Here is a 15,605-nt window from a genome sequence, read left to right as displayed (position 1 = left end):
TCACCCTTTAACTCCTATTTTTTTATCATGTTTTTTTGAATTTATTATTGAAACATCAAAACCCATTTTCATTAGTTTCCTACTAGTAATCATTTGTTTTCTTTGTATAGAGTCCATTTTTTCTTTATATAATTTATTTATATAACTACCCTGATTTACGAAATATTCTTTAGTAAACGTGCCTTTTTCTAATAAATCTAAGCCTGTATTCATTAATTGAAAATTAAATTCTGTCAATTCTTCATATACTTCTTTAACATAACTTTTAAATTCCTCAAGGACTTCTAGAGCATTTGAATCTTCTCCATAAAATCTCAATAATCTTGAAAGGTATGTATGAATTACTATATCAAAAGTTTCGAATTGAAATACTGGAGGTTCTTGGTTAATTACAAGATCTTTTTCGTATTCTTCCCCAAACATACTCGCAAAAGCATTGGCAAAAGTTTTAATATCATCATTTACATAATCATAAGCTAAACAATCAAGAGTATCTTCATAAGATGAATGTAATAGACCTTCCTGTCTTAGTACACCTTCAATTACTGTTCCAGGATATATTTCTAATCTTGTCCCAAATCTTCTCAAGTTATGACCAAGATTTTCTCGTAGAAATTGAGTGTTCTCTCTTAGTTCAATTAATGTAGAATGGGGATGAAACATTATAAACCCAAAAGCTACATATATGTTTTGTTCTCTAAGTAAACGGATAACTCTTCTGTTGTCTTCAGTATCTGACCTTTTATCCCAATGCTTAAGTCCCGCATCACTTCCAGACTCTATTCCAACTAGTACTTTTTCTAAACCTGATTTTGCGAGTAATTTAAGTAATTCTTTATCTTCATTTTTCCAATTCATAGCTTGCATACAGCAATTATAGTAGATTCTTAAGTCATTTTCTAAGATTCCCTCAGCTATTTCCTTTATTCTTTTTTTTCCTATGTGCCCTGGATCTTCATATGTAGAATCTACAAAATCAAATGTATTAAAGTTAAACTTATCAACTAAATACTTTATCTCTTTAACAATATTTTCCGAAGAACGGCCTCTCCAAACCTTCATTCCTTTAGAGTATCGATTAGTTACATTTGGTGCACTACAGAAAGTGCATCTAGAAGTGCATCCTCGGGAAGTAGAAATTCTTATGTATTCAAGGTTTCCACCAGCATTTTCAAATTGATCCCTATCTGGAAAAGGTAAACTGTCAAGATCATGTACAGGCCCTCTTCTTGGGTTTACATGAATTCCTTCACTATCTCTGTAACAGACCCCATGAATACCTTTAAGTGGCATTCGTTTTTCAAGTGCTCTTACTAAATGAACAATAGTTTCTTCGCCTTCCCCAATAACTGCTGAATCAATATAGTCTCCACTTTCTGAGTTTAATAATTTGTCTGCCCCATATGTGGCTATTGGACCACCGGCACAAATATGAGTGTTTTTAAACCTTGCTTTTATTTTTCTACCAAATTCAGCTGCATGTTTTTTATTAACAGACATAAGGCTAAAACCTATAAATCCAGGATTAAATTCTTCAATTCTATCTAAAATGTATTCGTGATTATTTCTAGATAATTCTAGGACATTACATTCATATCCCTCTCTTCTTAAGACTGCCAGTAAATATCCAACCCCAACGTGTTCAGGATTCATAACTAAGTCTCCATCCATCAAACAAATGAAGGTTAATCTAAAAGAACTATTCATATTTTACACCTTCCTAAATATTGATTTGCCAATAAAATTATCCGAGTATTTTATATCAAATACATCTATTAAAGTTGGTACTATATCATAAATACTAATCTCCTTTATATGATCTTGAATGGCTTGTGGTTTTATTAGTTTGTTATTTTTTTTATGAATGCACATAAAAATACCTTCTTGGCTATGATTACTACCATCTGGACCTGTATCATTATTTCGTATAAAATTTCCACGATGTCCAACACTACTGATTGCACGCCAATATAAATTATTAAAATAAACAATACCCTCGGGAGGATAATTATTTACTTTAGGATATATATGAGAGGGAAGATATACTTTATTATTCATACATTCTTTGTTTTCAGTGAACTTTATCTTTTCAATTTCACTTTTTATTTCTAGCATTAAAGAAGTTTGCTGTTCTTTTGTTAAGTAACTTTTGTTAATAAATAGTCTGCCATAGTAACCACCAAAAGAATAAGCCCTGGTCTTCACCCAATCAATATTAAGTTCTTCAAAAGGGGTAATTTCTTTTGGGTAATTCTTTAATACTAAATATTCCTTCTCAATTAGCCATTCATTAAAACAAAACCCCCCCTCCATTCTCTTTGCTCCGTGATCAGAAACAATCATAATTAGTGTATTATCAGGAACGTTATTAATTAATTTTGCTACTCTACTATCAAGATATTTATAATGATTAAAAATAACATTCTTATGAGGAGAATTAGGTTCGAACAATACATGATTTTCATCCATGTAATTCCAAAACGCATGCTGTATTCTATCCGTGCCCATTTCAACCATTGCTGCAAAATCCCATTCCTTATTATTTGTAAGATAATCTGTAATATCAAACTGTTGTTCTGTATAACTTCTAATTTCATCAATCAATTCGTCTTTTTCTAATCTTCTAAATCCTTTTATATCAAACTGTATGTTTCCAAAATTACTAATCAATTCATCTTTAAGTAATTTAGGGTGTGTAAAATTACTCTCTTGACTAGGTGTCATAAAACAGCTTACTATATTACCATTAATTTTTTTAATTGGAAATGTAAGGGGAACACCGTTGATTATAGACTTTTTACCTTCCAGCGCAATGATATCCCATATTTTTCTATGTTGAACATCATAGGAGTCTATTGTTTTTAAAATCCCTTCTCCCCTATCTACTTTATTTCTAAAACCATAAACACCTAATTCTCCGGGAGTTTTTCCAGTCATCATTGACATCCATGCAGGAACTGTAATAGGAGGGATAGTACTTTTTAATTTTGAATATATTCCTTTTTGAAGAATTTCTCTAAAGGCTGGAAGTTCCTTTAACCATTCATTATATATCAATGATGGTTCAGCAGAGTCTAATCCTATAATCAAGACTTTGTTAAATTTGCTCTTCACTAGTACACCTCATTGATTTATACTGTATCGCCTCAGCATATTGCCAGGGCAATTTTATATCCATATTTATTTTTTTTCTTTCTTTTTGTTCAGCTTTAATTTTTTTAAATAATAATTTTTTATTATAAATTTGTTGCATTCTGTATGAGTTTAGAGATTTAATCATGGTTTCATAATCATGATTAAATAGTTGGCTAGAATATTCTCTCAATGCTTCTATTTTATCTTTGATTACATCAGTTATATTAACTAAATGTGTAGGTTTCAAAAAATTCCATACCTCATAAAAATATATATTAGTAGTTATACCAGTTAGGTCAACAGCATCAACAACAATGTTAGTACATTCCTTATGATCAGGATGAGGTTCATTAGGATGAGGCGTATAAATAATATCTGGATTGATTTTAATTATTTGTTTCATTACATATGTTCTCGCTTCTTTGGTAAGTCTTAATCCTCCATCTCTAAATGGAGCAAACTCCATCTCATCAATACCGATTTTTTCGCAGGAAGCCATTGCTTCATTTTTTCTAACAGCAGAAATGTCCTTAGTTTCAATATGTGAGGGACAACCCTTTCTTCCATCAGTCATATAAATTACATATACTTTGTCACCAGAGAGTATGTGTTTTCTTAGAATCCCCCCGCATCCAAGTATTTCATCATCTTGATGTGGAGCAAATACTAAAATTTTTGTGCCTTTCGGTTTATAAATAATTAAAGGAGGATTGTCCATAGATACATACCACTCATTTCTTATATACTATTACTTTACTTATTACGATGTCATTAAAGCAAGTTATGTCGAGTAAAGCATAAAGGTGGTTACTTTTCATAAAGTTTTTTAGACCACCATTATAGTTTAACGTATATCCTTTCCCTTTTTTTATCTCAACATCTGTAAATGAATATCCATTTAGAATTCCAGTTCCAATCGCTTTGAAAAATGCTTCCTTCCCAGAAAAATAACAGGTTAAATCTTCTATGGTTTTATTACATGTCGCTTCTTGTTTAGTTAAAATCTTCTTCAAAAACATTTCACCTGTGTTTTTATATGCTTTATCTATATTCGATATGTTTTCAATATCAACACCTAATCCGTATATCATTAAATTAATTCACCACTATGTAAAAATAAATCTGTTAACTCTTTTACAGTAGAACAAAGAAAATTAGGTTGTACATTCATGAGTATTTCTTTTGAGCCTTCTCCCCACAAAACACCAACTGAAAAAGTACCAACACTCTTAGCACAAAGAATATCATTTACAGCATCCCCTACCATAAAAGCTTTTTTTCTATCCACTCTAAGCCTAATCAACAAAGTTTGTAACGGTTGTGGATGAGGTTTAGGGTTTTCTATATCATCTGAACAAATTATTTCATCAAATAGATTTTTTATACTAAAGTAATGCAAAATCTCTACGGTTCTTAATCTATCTTTACCAGTACATAAGCCTATTTTTATTTTTTCTTTTTTTAACGTTTTTATTAAATTTATTAACTCTTCATTTAAAACAATAGAACTTATATTTTTGCTACTAATTGACCTATAAGGATTTATCATTTCAGAAGATAAAGACATTTTATCAAAAATATTTTCTAATGAATCTCCTGCATACCCTAAGAACTCTTCAAATAATAAGTAAGGTGGTTGCTTTTTATATACTCGAAAATAACCTTGAGAAAAGGCTAGTTGTTGGACATACTTTGAATCGATGATTACTCCATCAAAGTCAAAAACTATTGCCTCAAAATTCATTCATATCCCCCTACATTAACTGCTTTTTTTCCTAATTCATTTTTAGGTATTTTGTCAACGAATAAAAGATGAGGTATCATATATGCTGGTAATTCTCTTTTAACAAGTTTTTTGATTGACATTTTACTTTTTTCATTATTTTTCACACTTTGAATTAATGCTTTAATAATAAATTCATTACTTGGGCTAGTTTTAACAAAAACCTTGCAATCTAGAACGCCTTCAATATTACTTAATTTATGTTCTATATATGTTAAGTTGATATTTTGACCACTTATTTTAATAGTTTTATCTTTTCTTTTTATTAAAAACAGATTCCCATCTTTGTCTTTATAACCTAAATCTCCCATCGGAAAATAACCATCTTGATTAAACATTGTAGATTTTTCATTGATATATCCGTTAAAAATGGAAGGAGATTTCACCCAAATTTCTCCTCTAACTCGAGGCTCCACTTCTTCAAGAGTATCTTCATTAAGTATTTTAATTTTTACATTATTCATTGGTTTTCCTATTGAATTTTTAGGTGTCATATTGGTATTAGTTACAATTCCACCTGTTTCAGTACTTCCATAGTTTAAAGATGTATGGAAACCATATTTACTTAATAAAGATACTCTGGTTTCATATTTTACTTTCCCAGCTCCAATTAAAAGTGTCCGTACAGATGAAACATTTTTAGTTTCCTTTAGAAATAAATTAACTAAATTTTCAGCTATGAAAGGGACACAGGGTACTAAGGTCGGTTTTTCACTATCAATCATAGAAACTAGTTTCCTAGTATTATAAGAATTCATTATAGTTAATTTTGCACCGGATACCATTGAAGCTATTAGAGAAAATCCGAAAGCAAATGAGTGGGATAATGGAAGTGGATTTAGAATATGATCCTTTTCAGTTATATATAAGTAGCTCTTGTAATTAAAACCTTCGTTAATAAGACTTTTGTATGTTCTCTCACAAAGTTTTGGTTCTCCAGTACTTCCTGATGTTATATGAATAATCACATTATCTTTATCAATTTTTAAATTTTTATTTATAAGGTTCCAATCAATTGAAGAATTAGAAAAGGATCTAATTATACCTTTACTTAAAGTTGGTACTACCTTTATATCTGGTAATACTTCTTCTATATGTTGAATATTCAAACTTGATGACATAGGAATAATTTTTGCATTAATACTAGCTAAACTTAAAAAGGATACAATCCATTCAACTGAATTTTCAAGAGATAAAATTACATTTTTTCCAGTTAAACCTAAATTTTTATAATAATGTTTGTAATAGATAATATTCCTAATTAATGTAATGAAGGAAAGGCTATTATATTCATCTTTTAAAACAATTTCTTCCATCCTTTCTTTAAAATTATTTATGAAGATTTCCATCAAATTGTTCCTTTTTAAGGTATACACTTTTCCCACCACTCCAATAAATCATTAAAATTTTTATCAAAATAATCCCACAAGAGTTTAATTTTTTCATCATTATGTTTTCTATAGAAATAAGAAAAAGCTATTTTATGATCATTTTCTACATTCTCTCTAAAATGACTCATATGATAGTTTACACATTCGTTTTCTCTACTATTCTTGAAAAGAACTCCTTTTTTATTAGCTCTATATCCGAATTCTAGGTCCTCACACCCCCATTTAATCCCCATCTGTTCATCAAATCCACCTATTTCTAAAAATAGATCTTTAGCAATCGAAAAGTTTGCTCCAATACAACAAACCCATTTAAAAGAATTATCTATTTCCGAATAATTAAAAAACTGAATTATATCCTTCTCAAATTTTGATTTCCTAGCTTGTTCTTTTATTTTTATTTTTGACCCAATGATATCTTGGGTATCTATTAGTTTTTCTAATAAGACCTTATTATTTATTTTTTTTGAATTCTTATTATATTTAGGTTCGCAAATAAATTTTAAGTATGGCAACTCAAAGATACTACCATGCAATAAAAGATTCTCTCTGTCTTTATGTAAGATAAAATGATCCAGGATAAATCTCTCTTCTAAAATCACATCATCATCTGTAAATATTATTAAATCACCCCTGGAATGGGACACTCCTAGATTTCTTGCACCTGATCTACCTCTACTTTGATCACTATTAATTAGAAATAAATCAAATTTAGTTCTTTTTTTATAATTAAGTAAAAAATCCTTTACTACTCCTTGGGTATTGTCCGTAGAAAAATCATTAATAATAATAACTTCTAAACTAATATTTTTTGGAATTAATAATTTGGTCAAAGACAATAACATTAACTCTAATCTTGGGGCTTTATTGTAAGTAGGTATAATCAAACTAATCATAAGAATGTCCTTAGACAACTGTCGCCTTTAACTTGTGTATATAATTTGAAAGAACATCAATAGAGTCTATTAAATTGGCACTTAAGTCTTCGTCAGCTATCTCAATTTCAAATTTACTTTCAACCCATACCAGAATTTCTAGTGCATTAACAGAATTAATATTATAGTTCTGTATTAGATTTTCATTGGGGATTTCATCGGGGGTTTGACTTAATTGAAGGCTTTCAATTAAAATTTTTTTTAATTCGTCCTTAATTTCTTCTTTGTACATATTCAGCACCCGTTTCTAATGATTTATTTTTATATAGTTTAAATATTCAAATAAATAAGAAGTTGTTCAAGCAAGTTTGCCTGCAAATAACCTCAAGCAAACTTGCTAGAGATCTTAATTTTTATGCAACCTTAACAGCATATGTTGTTAATTGCCCAAGTTTCTTCACTTTCAATTTCTTTTTTTTCATTTTCTCACCCCCATTACAATTATGGATATTTTTACTATATACATAATTCAAAAAAATGTCAAAATATTAAATGTTTCATTAATAACATATTAGTTTATTAGATGATGAACCGAAAGATAATTAACATTGAACTTAATTTAATATTAGATTCTTTGTTTGTGCTACTTCTTCATTAAAACTCTTTTCATTTTTATAGATTTCATCTAGATTTTCAATTATATCCTCTATATCGACAATATCGGAAGCTAACCTAATTAGATTGTTTGAGAGAGCTTTCCATTGAGAACTTAATTTCATATAATTATCTATATAAACCTTGTGATTAAAGCTTGTAGCCATGAGCTTTCTTGTAATTACAGGGCCATTGGGATGACTTATTGTATTATAAATACTTTTTAAAGCTAATTTTTTATAAATGCTTTCTAAATTATTTATTTTTATAATGATTTCCTTCATTTCTTTTATCTCATTAAGGGAATTATTTAAAAATATCGCAGCTTGAATTGGAATTATAGATTTAAGTTTAGAGTTTACATCCAATTGTTTAAGTGAGTCAATTTTATTAAACTGAATTGTTTTAAACTCCCCATCATTTGTTGTTTTTCTTGCAATAGCCAGGTCTTTTTTTGCTATACTATATGTACCGTTATCATCTGATACTGTATAACTATCTGATATATTATTAAAACTATGAATAATAAGGAGATGGTTGTCTATATTTTTTTTGTAATTTTTTTGATCAAACGGCAAGTGATAACAGTTTGCAAAAACAAGTTGCTGTTGGTCCTTTGCCAATATTGAATCTGTTCTTCTAAAAGCTGATTCCTGATTGTTTTCATAAAACACCATTAAATCTACCCCAGTTGATTCTTTAAATTTATATTCTCTAATAAGACTTCCATATACTCCATATGTCGGAATCAAATCATTTGGAAATTTTTTGATGAACAAACTATAACCTCCAAATAAATGCATTAAATCTGATTCTCTTAGTTTTATGTCTTGAATATTAAAAAATCTCATTGTACCATTATAAAAACAATTTCCAGAGCCCAAATTAATCATTCCTTCCGATAATTGATATTTGACTGAATGTATTGAAATTATTAAAATGGATATAATATATAAATTTTAAAACATTAGAAAGGAGAAACTATTGAAAATTAAATTAAATCCTGAACTTATTATTGATGACATAGATAATGGAAAAATAATAATTGAACCTCAGTCCGGCGAAGGTGTATTCCTTGATGATGAATCATTCTTAGTTATAATGGCAGCTCAAGGTGATTTTATTCATATTAAATCAATTTATAGCCCCAATTATGATAAAAAAGAGTTTATAGAATTTATTGATGAATTATTAGCTGCAAAAATTTTATTATCATTAGAATAATTATTCTCTTAAATAGTCCATTGCCTTTAGTATATGTTCTTCCTTAATATCATCCTTTATAAATACTTCACCAATATTTCTGATTAAGATTAATCTTAATTTATTTTTTTTAATTTTTTTATCTAGGTACATAGAATTTAAAATATCAAGACTATTGATTTTTTTATCGATAGTTATAGGAACCTCAAATTTATTTAATAAATTTCTAAGTTTAATGTATAAATCAAAAGAACAAAATCCACTAAAATAAGAATAAAGTGTAGCTAACAACATCCCAACTCCTACTGCTTCTCCATGGGTATATTGTTTAAAATCAGTAATACTTTCTAATGCATGACCAAAGGTGTGACCAAAATTTAATAAGTTTCTTTTACCATGCTCAAGGGTATCCTGACGTATTATATCTGCTTTTATTTCCGCAGATATTTTAATCGCTTCTTGCATGGTTTTTTGATCTTTACTCATTAGTTTTTTTTGGTTATCATCTAACCATTGTAAGAATATCGGGTCTTTTATCACCCCATGTAGTATTATTTCCACCATACCACTAAGAAGCTGCCTTTTAGATAGAGTTTCTATATACTTTGTATCGAAGATTATTAACTCAGGTTGATAAATTGTACCGCATATATTTTTCGATTTACCAAAGTTCAGACCATTCTTTCCACCTATACAACTATCGTGGGATAGAATGGTGGTAGGTATTAACAAAAATTCAATTCCTCTCATATATGTGGAAGCAACAAATCCAGTTATATCACCAATAACTCCACCTCCCAAACCAATTAATAATGAATTACGATCCAGTCTGTGTTCTATGCAAAAATTAATTATCTCTTGATAATTTGATAAACTTTTTGAAGTTTCTCCAGAACGTAAAACTTTTATATAAACCTTGTCCTCCGTTGTTTGTAAAATTTTCTTTAATTTAACAAGGTATAATGGAGCAACCACATCATCCGTAATTATTAAAATTGCTCTTCCACTTTTATCTATATTATTCTCAGATAATATGCTATGGAAATTTTCAGTTATTCCATGTCCTAAATAAAATGGATAGTTTTTATAGATTGTTTGAATGTTGATTTTAAACATAATACACTTCCTCATTAATTCCTAAGTTTTGGTTTGTATACAAACGATCTATTATATCAATAGTTTTGAATGCATTCTTAACATAATCAATATTAGATTCTTTTCTTTTTACTTTAGCTAAGTTATTTTCTAACATTTCAAAATAATAAGAAGAGGGATTATTATTTTTCATTTGAATGACTATCTCTTCTTTTTGATCTACTTCGTATACAATTGTAGAGTTGTCTAAGTACCTATTTCTACTAAATCCAAATAATGTTTTCATTATAATAGAACCTTTAGTACCGTGAATTTCAAATGTGCTTTCATCATACTTTCTAACACTCGCCCAACTCAAATCTATATAAATAGACATATCTCTACTTTTTAAAAAAACTTGAGCATTATCTTCAACAGAATCACTTATCCGTGTATTCTTTTTATCTGTGTTGCTCTCGTGCCAATTTGCTTTTTTTTCATTTTGATTTAAAAAGTTGTTCGAAAGAAAAGAATTTGAATTTAAAATATCGGGGAAATCTAATAGATAAAATATTACATCAATAATGTGGGATCCTAGGTCTATGAGTACTCCTCCACCTGACTTATTTTTGTTAGTGAACCAACTTGAAGTAGGAATTCCATTCCCTCTATTCCAAGTTCCTTTAACTTTATAGATATCTCCAATAGTTCCTATTAATTCCTTTACCTTATTTACTTCTTGAGTATATCTACTAGGGAGCAAAGGGAAAAGATTTCCTAAATGCGATTCCAACGCCTTTAGATTTTCTAACTCTAAACCATTTATACATAATGGTTTTTCGGAAAAAACATATTTATTATTTATAATTGCCTCATTAATTTGAGTTTGATGGAGGTGATTAGGTGTGGCGATTACAACAATATTAATTTTTTTACACTTTATTAAACTATCATAAGTATTAAATACTTGATTTATTTTAAAGTTTTTTTTAACCTCATTCACCTTAAAATCATCAATATCAAAAACACCTACAAAATCAATGTCACTATTATTTGTGAAAAATGGAAGGTGAATCTTTTGACTTATCCACCCTAAACCGATTATTCCTATTCCTATACTCAATTTCACTCCACCTTTTCCATTTTATTTTCTATATTATTAATTATATTACTCACTTGTTCTAGTTTTTCTTTTCCTAACATTTTAATTACCCCCCCAACTAAAGAAGCATTGAAATAGGGTCTAATGTTAATAGTTAATTCTCTATCAAGGTATTTTTTCTCTTGTTTATATAAAGAATCTATAAATGTTTCATTATATTCATTAATGTTTGTTACTCCTCCGTTAATATGTATTGTAGTCACATCTAAAAAATTAATCATATTTGATATATATTGTCCTAGAAGTTCCGCCCCTTCCTTAATTTTTTTCTTTACGATATTATTACCAAGACATTCCTGGAGAAGTTTATATTCACTTAGTGAATTATCTACCATCTTAGCCCTTTCAAGAATTCCTTTACCTGATGAAAAAAGCTGTAAGCAACCTCTATTACCACATGGGCAAGTTATAGTTGACTCTGGAAAAACAGTAATATGTCCTAATTCACCAGCGTTCCCATTATCTCCTACAAATAATTGACCATTAATAATTAAACCACACCCAATACCTGAGCCTACATTTATAAACAAAGAATTTTGTTTATTAGGATATAACAAAAGATTTGATAGTACTCCCAGAGTACAATCATCAAATACTAACCATTCTTTTGGATTTAATATTTTTACAAAATTATAAAAATTATTACCTTCCCAGTAAGTCTTATTTGGCCATTTAAATATTTTGTTATTTCGTAAAACGCCTGGAAAACATATAACTAACCTTCTTATTTCCTCATTAAGGAATAAAGTCAAACTTTTTTTTATTTGAAAAATATCCTCTGAGAAATCCTTAGTATTAGGAAAAGGGGTTTCTGTATAGCGAATATTAGAAATTTCTTTTTTTCCATAAGTAAGAGACACAATTTTTATACTTGTTCCTCCTATATCTAAAATCATATCTATCATTCTACTTTACTTCCTAACTTATTTTGTAATAGCAATGACTCTATACCAAGTATGTAGCTTCTTTCTCCTAATCCACTTATAAAACCTTTGGTTACAGGAGCAATTACTGACTGTTGCCTAAATGAATCCCTATTAAAAATATTACTCATATGTACTTCAATTACTGGTATTGAAATTGAAGCAATTGCATCTCTAATAGCATAACTATATGACATGAAGGCACCAGGATTAAAAACAATTCCATTGTATACGTTTGAAGTCATGTGTAAAAAATCTATTATTTCTCCTTCATGATTTGATTGATAAAAATCAATTTTACACTCGGCCTGAAAATGAAAATTTATAATTTTTTCAATTTCCTTTAAGGTTTTATTACCATAAACACCTGGCTCTCTGTCACCAAGTAAATTTAAATTTGGTCCATTGATAATTACGTATTGTATCATTTGAAATTTCCTTTCGATCATTAATTTGAAAATAATTCGCTTAAAGTGATACATTAATAAACACCATATTTTTTTGCCTTTCAGAAATAAAATAATCACCTGACCCTTACTATGTTGGTACTTTCATGATTAAATAGCCTTATACTTAATAAAGCGATTATTGATTTAATTCGAATTTAATAATTTTTTTTACAATAATATTAGTAGCTTCTTCAATAGAATATTTACTTGTATCTAATTTAATTTCTGGCTTTTTCGGTTCTTGATAAGGGCTAGAGATTCCTGTAAAGTTTGAAATTTTTCCATTTCTAGCTTTCTTATAAAGTCCTTTTACATCTCTTTTCTCACATTCTTCTAGTGATGTATTTAAATAAATTTCAATAAAACCTTCTCCGATTATCTTCCTAGCATTTTCTCTGTCATTTTCATAGGGAGATATGGTAGCAATTATCGTGATTAAACCTGAATCATTCATTAAATTAGCTACTTCTGATATTCGACGAATATTCTCAATTCTATCAGTTCTTGAAAAACCTAAATCTTTACTTAGACCATGCCTAATATTATCCCCATCTAATATCATAGTATGATAGCCAAGAGTTACCAAACGTTTGTCAACCTCGTTTGCAAGTGTGGTTTTACCAGAACCAGATAAACCTGTAAACCATAACGTTAAAGGGGTTTGGCCTTTTTGACTTGCTCTAGTTTCTCGAGATATAAAAGTATCGCCCCAGTAAACATTAGAGGACTTATTTATAGATTGGCTAATTACACCGCAAGCTGAAGTTAGATTTGTTAACCTATCTATTAATATAAAACTACCAAGGGATTTATTCTTTTTAAAAGAATAAAATACTATTTTCTCAGACAATAATATATTACATTCTACTAATTCATTTTTCATGATTTCATTTACTAGTAATCTATTTCCGGTATTTATATCAATTTTATGTTTTATTGAAGTTATTTTTGCTGGGATAATTTTGGTTCCGACTTTAATTAGATAACTCGAATTAGGAGTGAAATTATTACTATCCATCCAAAATATTGTACCTGTAAACATATCAGATATATAAAGATTCTCAGAGGTAGTTAAGACACTTCCTCGAGAAACATCAACTTCACGGTCTAATTGTATAGTAACAGGATTGCCAACAGAGGCTGAATTTTCTTCTTTATTAGTCACTAGAATATGTTTTATCTTAGCTCTTTCATTATTAGGTAGAGAAATAACCTCTTCTCCTAAAGAAATATTGCCAGCTTCAACTTGCCCTTGATAACCGCGAAAAGTATGATTTGGTCTGCTAACACGCTGGACAGGCATGATAAAGTTATCTTGTTGATAGTCTAATTTAATATCCACAGTTTCTATGTATTGTAGTAAAGATGGACCATCATACCATAGCGTATTTTTAGATCTATGTATAATGTTATCCCCTTCAGTAGCTGAAATAGGGATAGCTTGAAGATTTTCTAGATTAAAATTGTATATTTCCTTCATAAAGTCTTGTGTGATTTTTGTAAATTTATTTTGGTCAAATTCAATTAAATCCATTTTATTCACAACTAATACTAAATTTTCAATACCCATTAGAGAACATATTCTTAAGTGACGTTTTGTCTGAGTAACCACACCTTTTGTAGCGTCTACAAGTATGATAGCTAGATCAGCGTAGGATGCCCCTACTGCCATATTATGAGTATATTCTTCATGACCTGGAGTATCTGCAACAATAAAAGATCTTTTCTCAGTAGTAAAGTACCTATACGCTACATCAATTGTAATGCCCTGTTCTCTTTCGGCAATCAAACCGTCTAGAAGTAGTGAGTAATCGATTTTCCCTGCATTATTACCAACTTTACTATCTAGTCTTAGAGCTTTTTCTTCATCAGTATATAATAGCTTTGCTTTATAAAGCATATGTCCAATTAAAGTAGATTTTCCATCATCAACACTTCCACAAGTAATAAACCTTAACAAACGCTTCATTATTAGAAATACCCCTCCCGCTTCCGTCTTTCCATACTCCCAACAACCTCGTAATCAATAACTCTGGTTGTTCGTTCTGAAGAAATTGCTCCAAGAGTCTCTTTAATTATGTCATCAAGTGTATTAGCTTTAGACTCAATAGCACCAGTTAGGGGGTAACACCCTAATGTACGAAACCTTATATTCTTCATTATTACTTTCTCAGATGGATGGATTTTCAGTCGTTCATCATCTTTCATTATGATATTGCCATCCCTATAAATTACGGGTCTTTCTTTTGCAAAATATAAGGGAACTATATCAATATTCTCTCGTTTGATATACTGCCAGATATCTTTTTCTGTCCAATTAGAAAGTGGGAAAATACGAATGCCTTCACCTTTATTTACTCTAGTATTATATAATTTCCACATTTCAGGTTTTTGATTTTTTGGATCCCAAGCATGTTTACTATTACGAAAGGAAAATACTCTTTCTTTTGCCCGAGACTTTTCTTCATCACGTCTTCCTCCACCAAAAGCTGCTGTAAAACCATACTTGTCCAAACCTTTTATTAAAGCTTGAGTTTTCATTAAATCAGTATAACTAGGACCATGATCGAAGGGATTTATTCCTTTTTTAATCCCTTCTTGATTCGAATAAACTATCATGTCAATTCCTAATTCCCTAGTAATTCTATCTCTAAATTTAATCATTTCTTTAAATTTCCATGTAGTATCTATATGCATAAAAGGAAAAGGTGGTTTATCCGGATAAAAAGCTTTCATTGCTAAGTGCAACATGACAGAGCTATCTTTACCAATCGAATAGAGCATTACAGGGTTTTCACACTCTGCAGCTACCTCCCGAATAATGTAAATTGCTTCGGCCTCTAATTGATCTAGATGTGATAATATCTCCATATGGTTTCCTCCTTTATATTTATTTGACAATATCTTGCCTTTAAAGTTTGAGATGCTTGCATGAGGGAAATCTATCATTTTATATATT

At 29.3% G+C, this 15,605-nt stretch carries 16 protein-coding genes; 1 reads left to right on the top strand and 15 read right to left on the bottom strand.

All coding sequences use genetic code 11. The annotated features are described in order from the left end of the window. The 9 genes from LCM23_RS21415 to LCM23_RS21375 form a co-directional block, all read right to left on the bottom strand. Positions 1-1,653, bottom strand: coding sequence for a B12-binding domain-containing radical SAM protein (locus LCM23_RS21415; RefSeq protein WP_224938700.1), 1,653 nt, complete (start codon positions 1,651-1,653; stop codon positions 1-3). 57 nt (positions 1,654-1,710) lie between these two features. Beyond that, positions 1,711-3,114 (bottom strand): alkaline phosphatase family protein, encoded by a 1,404-nt coding sequence (locus tag LCM23_RS21410; protein WP_224938699.1) that lies wholly within the window; start codon positions 3,112-3,114, stop codon positions 1,711-1,713. After that, positions 3,098-3,853, bottom strand: a complete 756-nt coding sequence (locus LCM23_RS21405) for a PIG-L deacetylase family protein (protein WP_224938698.1) — start codon at positions 3,851-3,853, stop codon at positions 3,098-3,100. The genes LCM23_RS21410 and LCM23_RS21405 overlap by 17 nt, the downstream gene beginning before the upstream one ends. Positions 3,854-3,866: 13 nt before the next feature. Then, positions 3,867-4,226: a 4'-phosphopantetheinyl transferase superfamily protein gene (locus tag LCM23_RS21400; protein ID WP_224938697.1), complete on the bottom strand. Its 360-nt coding sequence runs from the start codon at positions 4,224-4,226 to the stop codon at positions 3,867-3,869. Further along, positions 4,226-4,879 (bottom strand): HAD family hydrolase, encoded by a 654-nt coding sequence (locus tag LCM23_RS21395; protein WP_224938696.1) that lies wholly within the window; start codon positions 4,877-4,879, stop codon positions 4,226-4,228. The genes LCM23_RS21400 and LCM23_RS21395 overlap by 1 nt, the downstream gene beginning before the upstream one ends. Next, on the bottom strand, positions 4,876-6,267 hold the full coding sequence (locus tag LCM23_RS21390; protein WP_224938695.1) for a class I adenylate-forming enzyme family protein: 1,392 nt from the start codon (positions 6,265-6,267) through the stop codon (positions 4,876-4,878). Before LCM23_RS21390 ends, LCM23_RS21395 begins: the two co-directional genes overlap by 4 nt. A gap of 14 nt (positions 6,268-6,281) precedes the next feature. Beyond that, positions 6,282-7,202, bottom strand: coding sequence for a glycosyltransferase family 2 protein (locus tag LCM23_RS21385; protein ID WP_224938694.1), 921 nt, complete (start codon positions 7,200-7,202; stop codon positions 6,282-6,284). Between the two features lie 10 nt (positions 7,203-7,212). Beyond that, the gene (locus LCM23_RS21380; RefSeq protein WP_224938693.1) at positions 7,213-7,473 is read right to left on the bottom strand and encodes an acyl carrier protein; all 261 of its coding nucleotides are present in this window, start codon (positions 7,471-7,473) and stop codon (positions 7,213-7,215) included. A gap of 322 nt (positions 7,474-7,795) precedes the next feature. Beyond that, a complete protein-coding gene (locus tag LCM23_RS21375; protein ID WP_224938692.1) occupies positions 7,796-8,719 on the bottom strand; it encodes a BtrH N-terminal domain-containing protein in 924 nt (307 codons plus the stop codon). Positions 8,720-8,819: 100 nt separating this feature from the next. Here LCM23_RS21375 and LCM23_RS21370 point away from each other — a divergent pair, with 100 nt between their 5' ends. Further along, on the top strand, positions 8,820-9,059 hold the full coding sequence (locus LCM23_RS21370; RefSeq protein ID WP_224938691.1) for a hypothetical protein: 240 nt from the start codon (positions 8,820-8,822) through the stop codon (positions 9,057-9,059). Here LCM23_RS21370 and aroB read toward each other — a convergent pair whose 3' ends face one another. The 6 genes from aroB to cysD all read right to left on the bottom strand — a co-directional run bounded on the left by aroB (position 9,060) and on the right by cysD (position 15,517). Next, complete coding sequence (aroB, locus tag LCM23_RS21365; RefSeq protein WP_224938690.1) at positions 9,060-10,154, bottom strand: 3-dehydroquinate synthase; 1,095 nt, start codon at positions 10,152-10,154, stop codon at positions 9,060-9,062. Then, positions 10,147-11,235 carry a Gfo/Idh/MocA family protein gene (locus LCM23_RS21360; RefSeq protein ID WP_224938689.1) on the bottom strand — a complete coding sequence of 363 codons (1,089 nt, stop codon included), beginning with the start codon at positions 11,233-11,235 and terminating at the stop codon, positions 10,147-10,149. The genes aroB and LCM23_RS21360 overlap by 8 nt, the downstream gene beginning before the upstream one ends. Before the next feature lie 2 nt (positions 11,236-11,237). Further along, the gene (locus tag LCM23_RS21355) at positions 11,238-12,179 is read right to left on the bottom strand and encodes an ROK family protein (RefSeq protein WP_224938688.1); all 942 of its coding nucleotides are present in this window, start codon (positions 12,177-12,179) and stop codon (positions 11,238-11,240) included. Continuing rightward, on the bottom strand, positions 12,176-12,625 hold the full coding sequence (aroQ, locus tag LCM23_RS21350; RefSeq protein ID WP_224938687.1) for a type II 3-dehydroquinate dehydratase: 450 nt from the start codon (positions 12,623-12,625) through the stop codon (positions 12,176-12,178). The genes LCM23_RS21355 and aroQ overlap by 4 nt, the downstream gene beginning before the upstream one ends. Before the next feature lie 157 nt (positions 12,626-12,782). After that, positions 12,783-14,615, bottom strand: a complete 1,833-nt coding sequence (gene cysC / locus LCM23_RS21345; RefSeq protein WP_224938686.1) for an adenylyl-sulfate kinase — start codon at positions 14,613-14,615, stop codon at positions 12,783-12,785. 2 nt (positions 14,616-14,617) lie between these two features. Further along, positions 14,618-15,517 (bottom strand): sulfate adenylyltransferase subunit CysD, encoded by a 900-nt coding sequence (cysD, locus tag LCM23_RS21340; RefSeq protein WP_224938685.1) that lies wholly within the window; start codon positions 15,515-15,517, stop codon positions 14,618-14,620. Positions 15,518-15,605: the final 88 nt, after the last annotated feature.

The sequence above is a fragment of the Cytobacillus kochii genome (assembly GCF_020171845.1).
In the GTDB taxonomy this organism is placed as follows: Bacteria; Bacillota; Bacilli; order Bacillales; family Cytobacillaceae; genus Cytobacillus; species Cytobacillus kochii.
The sequence above is the reverse complement of the archived record's forward strand: the minus strand, read 5'-3'. Positions and strand labels throughout refer to the sequence as shown.

What these genes read in the sequence shown, in the direction of transcription:
- cysC (WP_224938686.1), bottom strand. Translation starts at nt 14,615, where the DNA reads ATGAAGCGTTTGTTAAGGTTTATTACTTGTGGAAGTGTTGATGATGGA.
- LCM23_RS21385 (WP_224938694.1), bottom strand. Translation starts at nt 7,202, where the DNA reads ATGATTAGTTTGATTATACCTACTTACAATAAAGCCCCAAGATTAGAG.
- LCM23_RS21400 (WP_224938697.1), bottom strand. Translation starts at nt 4,226, where the DNA reads ATGATATACGGATTAGGTGTTGATATTGAAAACATATCGAATATAGAT.
- LCM23_RS21405 (WP_224938698.1), bottom strand. Translation starts at nt 3,853, where the DNA reads ATGGACAATCCTCCTTTAATTATTTATAAACCGAAAGGCACAAAAATT.
- LCM23_RS21380 (WP_224938693.1), bottom strand. Translation starts at nt 7,473, where the DNA reads ATGTACAAAGAAGAAATTAAGGACGAATTAAAAAAAATTTTAATTGAA.
- LCM23_RS21415 (WP_224938700.1), bottom strand. Translation starts at nt 1,653, where the DNA reads ATGAATCCTGAACACGTTGGGGTTGGATATTTACTGGCAGTCTTAAGA.
- LCM23_RS21355 (WP_224938688.1), bottom strand. Translation starts at nt 12,179, where the DNA reads ATGATAGATATGATTTTAGATATAGGAGGAACAAGTATAAAAATTGTG.
- LCM23_RS21395 (WP_224938696.1), bottom strand. Translation starts at nt 4,879, where the DNA reads ATGAATTTTGAGGCAATAGTTTTTGACTTTGATGGAGTAATCATCGAT.
- LCM23_RS21390 (WP_224938695.1), bottom strand. Translation starts at nt 6,267, where the DNA reads ATGGAAATCTTCATAAATAATTTTAAAGAAAGGATGGAAGAAATTGTT.
- cysD (WP_224938685.1), bottom strand. Translation starts at nt 15,517, where the DNA reads ATGGAGATATTATCACATCTAGATCAATTAGAGGCCGAAGCAATTTAC.
- aroQ (WP_224938687.1), bottom strand. Translation starts at nt 12,625, where the DNA reads ATGATACAATACGTAATTATCAATGGACCAAATTTAAATTTACTTGGT.
- aroB (WP_224938690.1), bottom strand. Translation starts at nt 10,154, where the DNA reads ATGTTTAAAATCAACATTCAAACAATCTATAAAAACTATCCATTTTAT.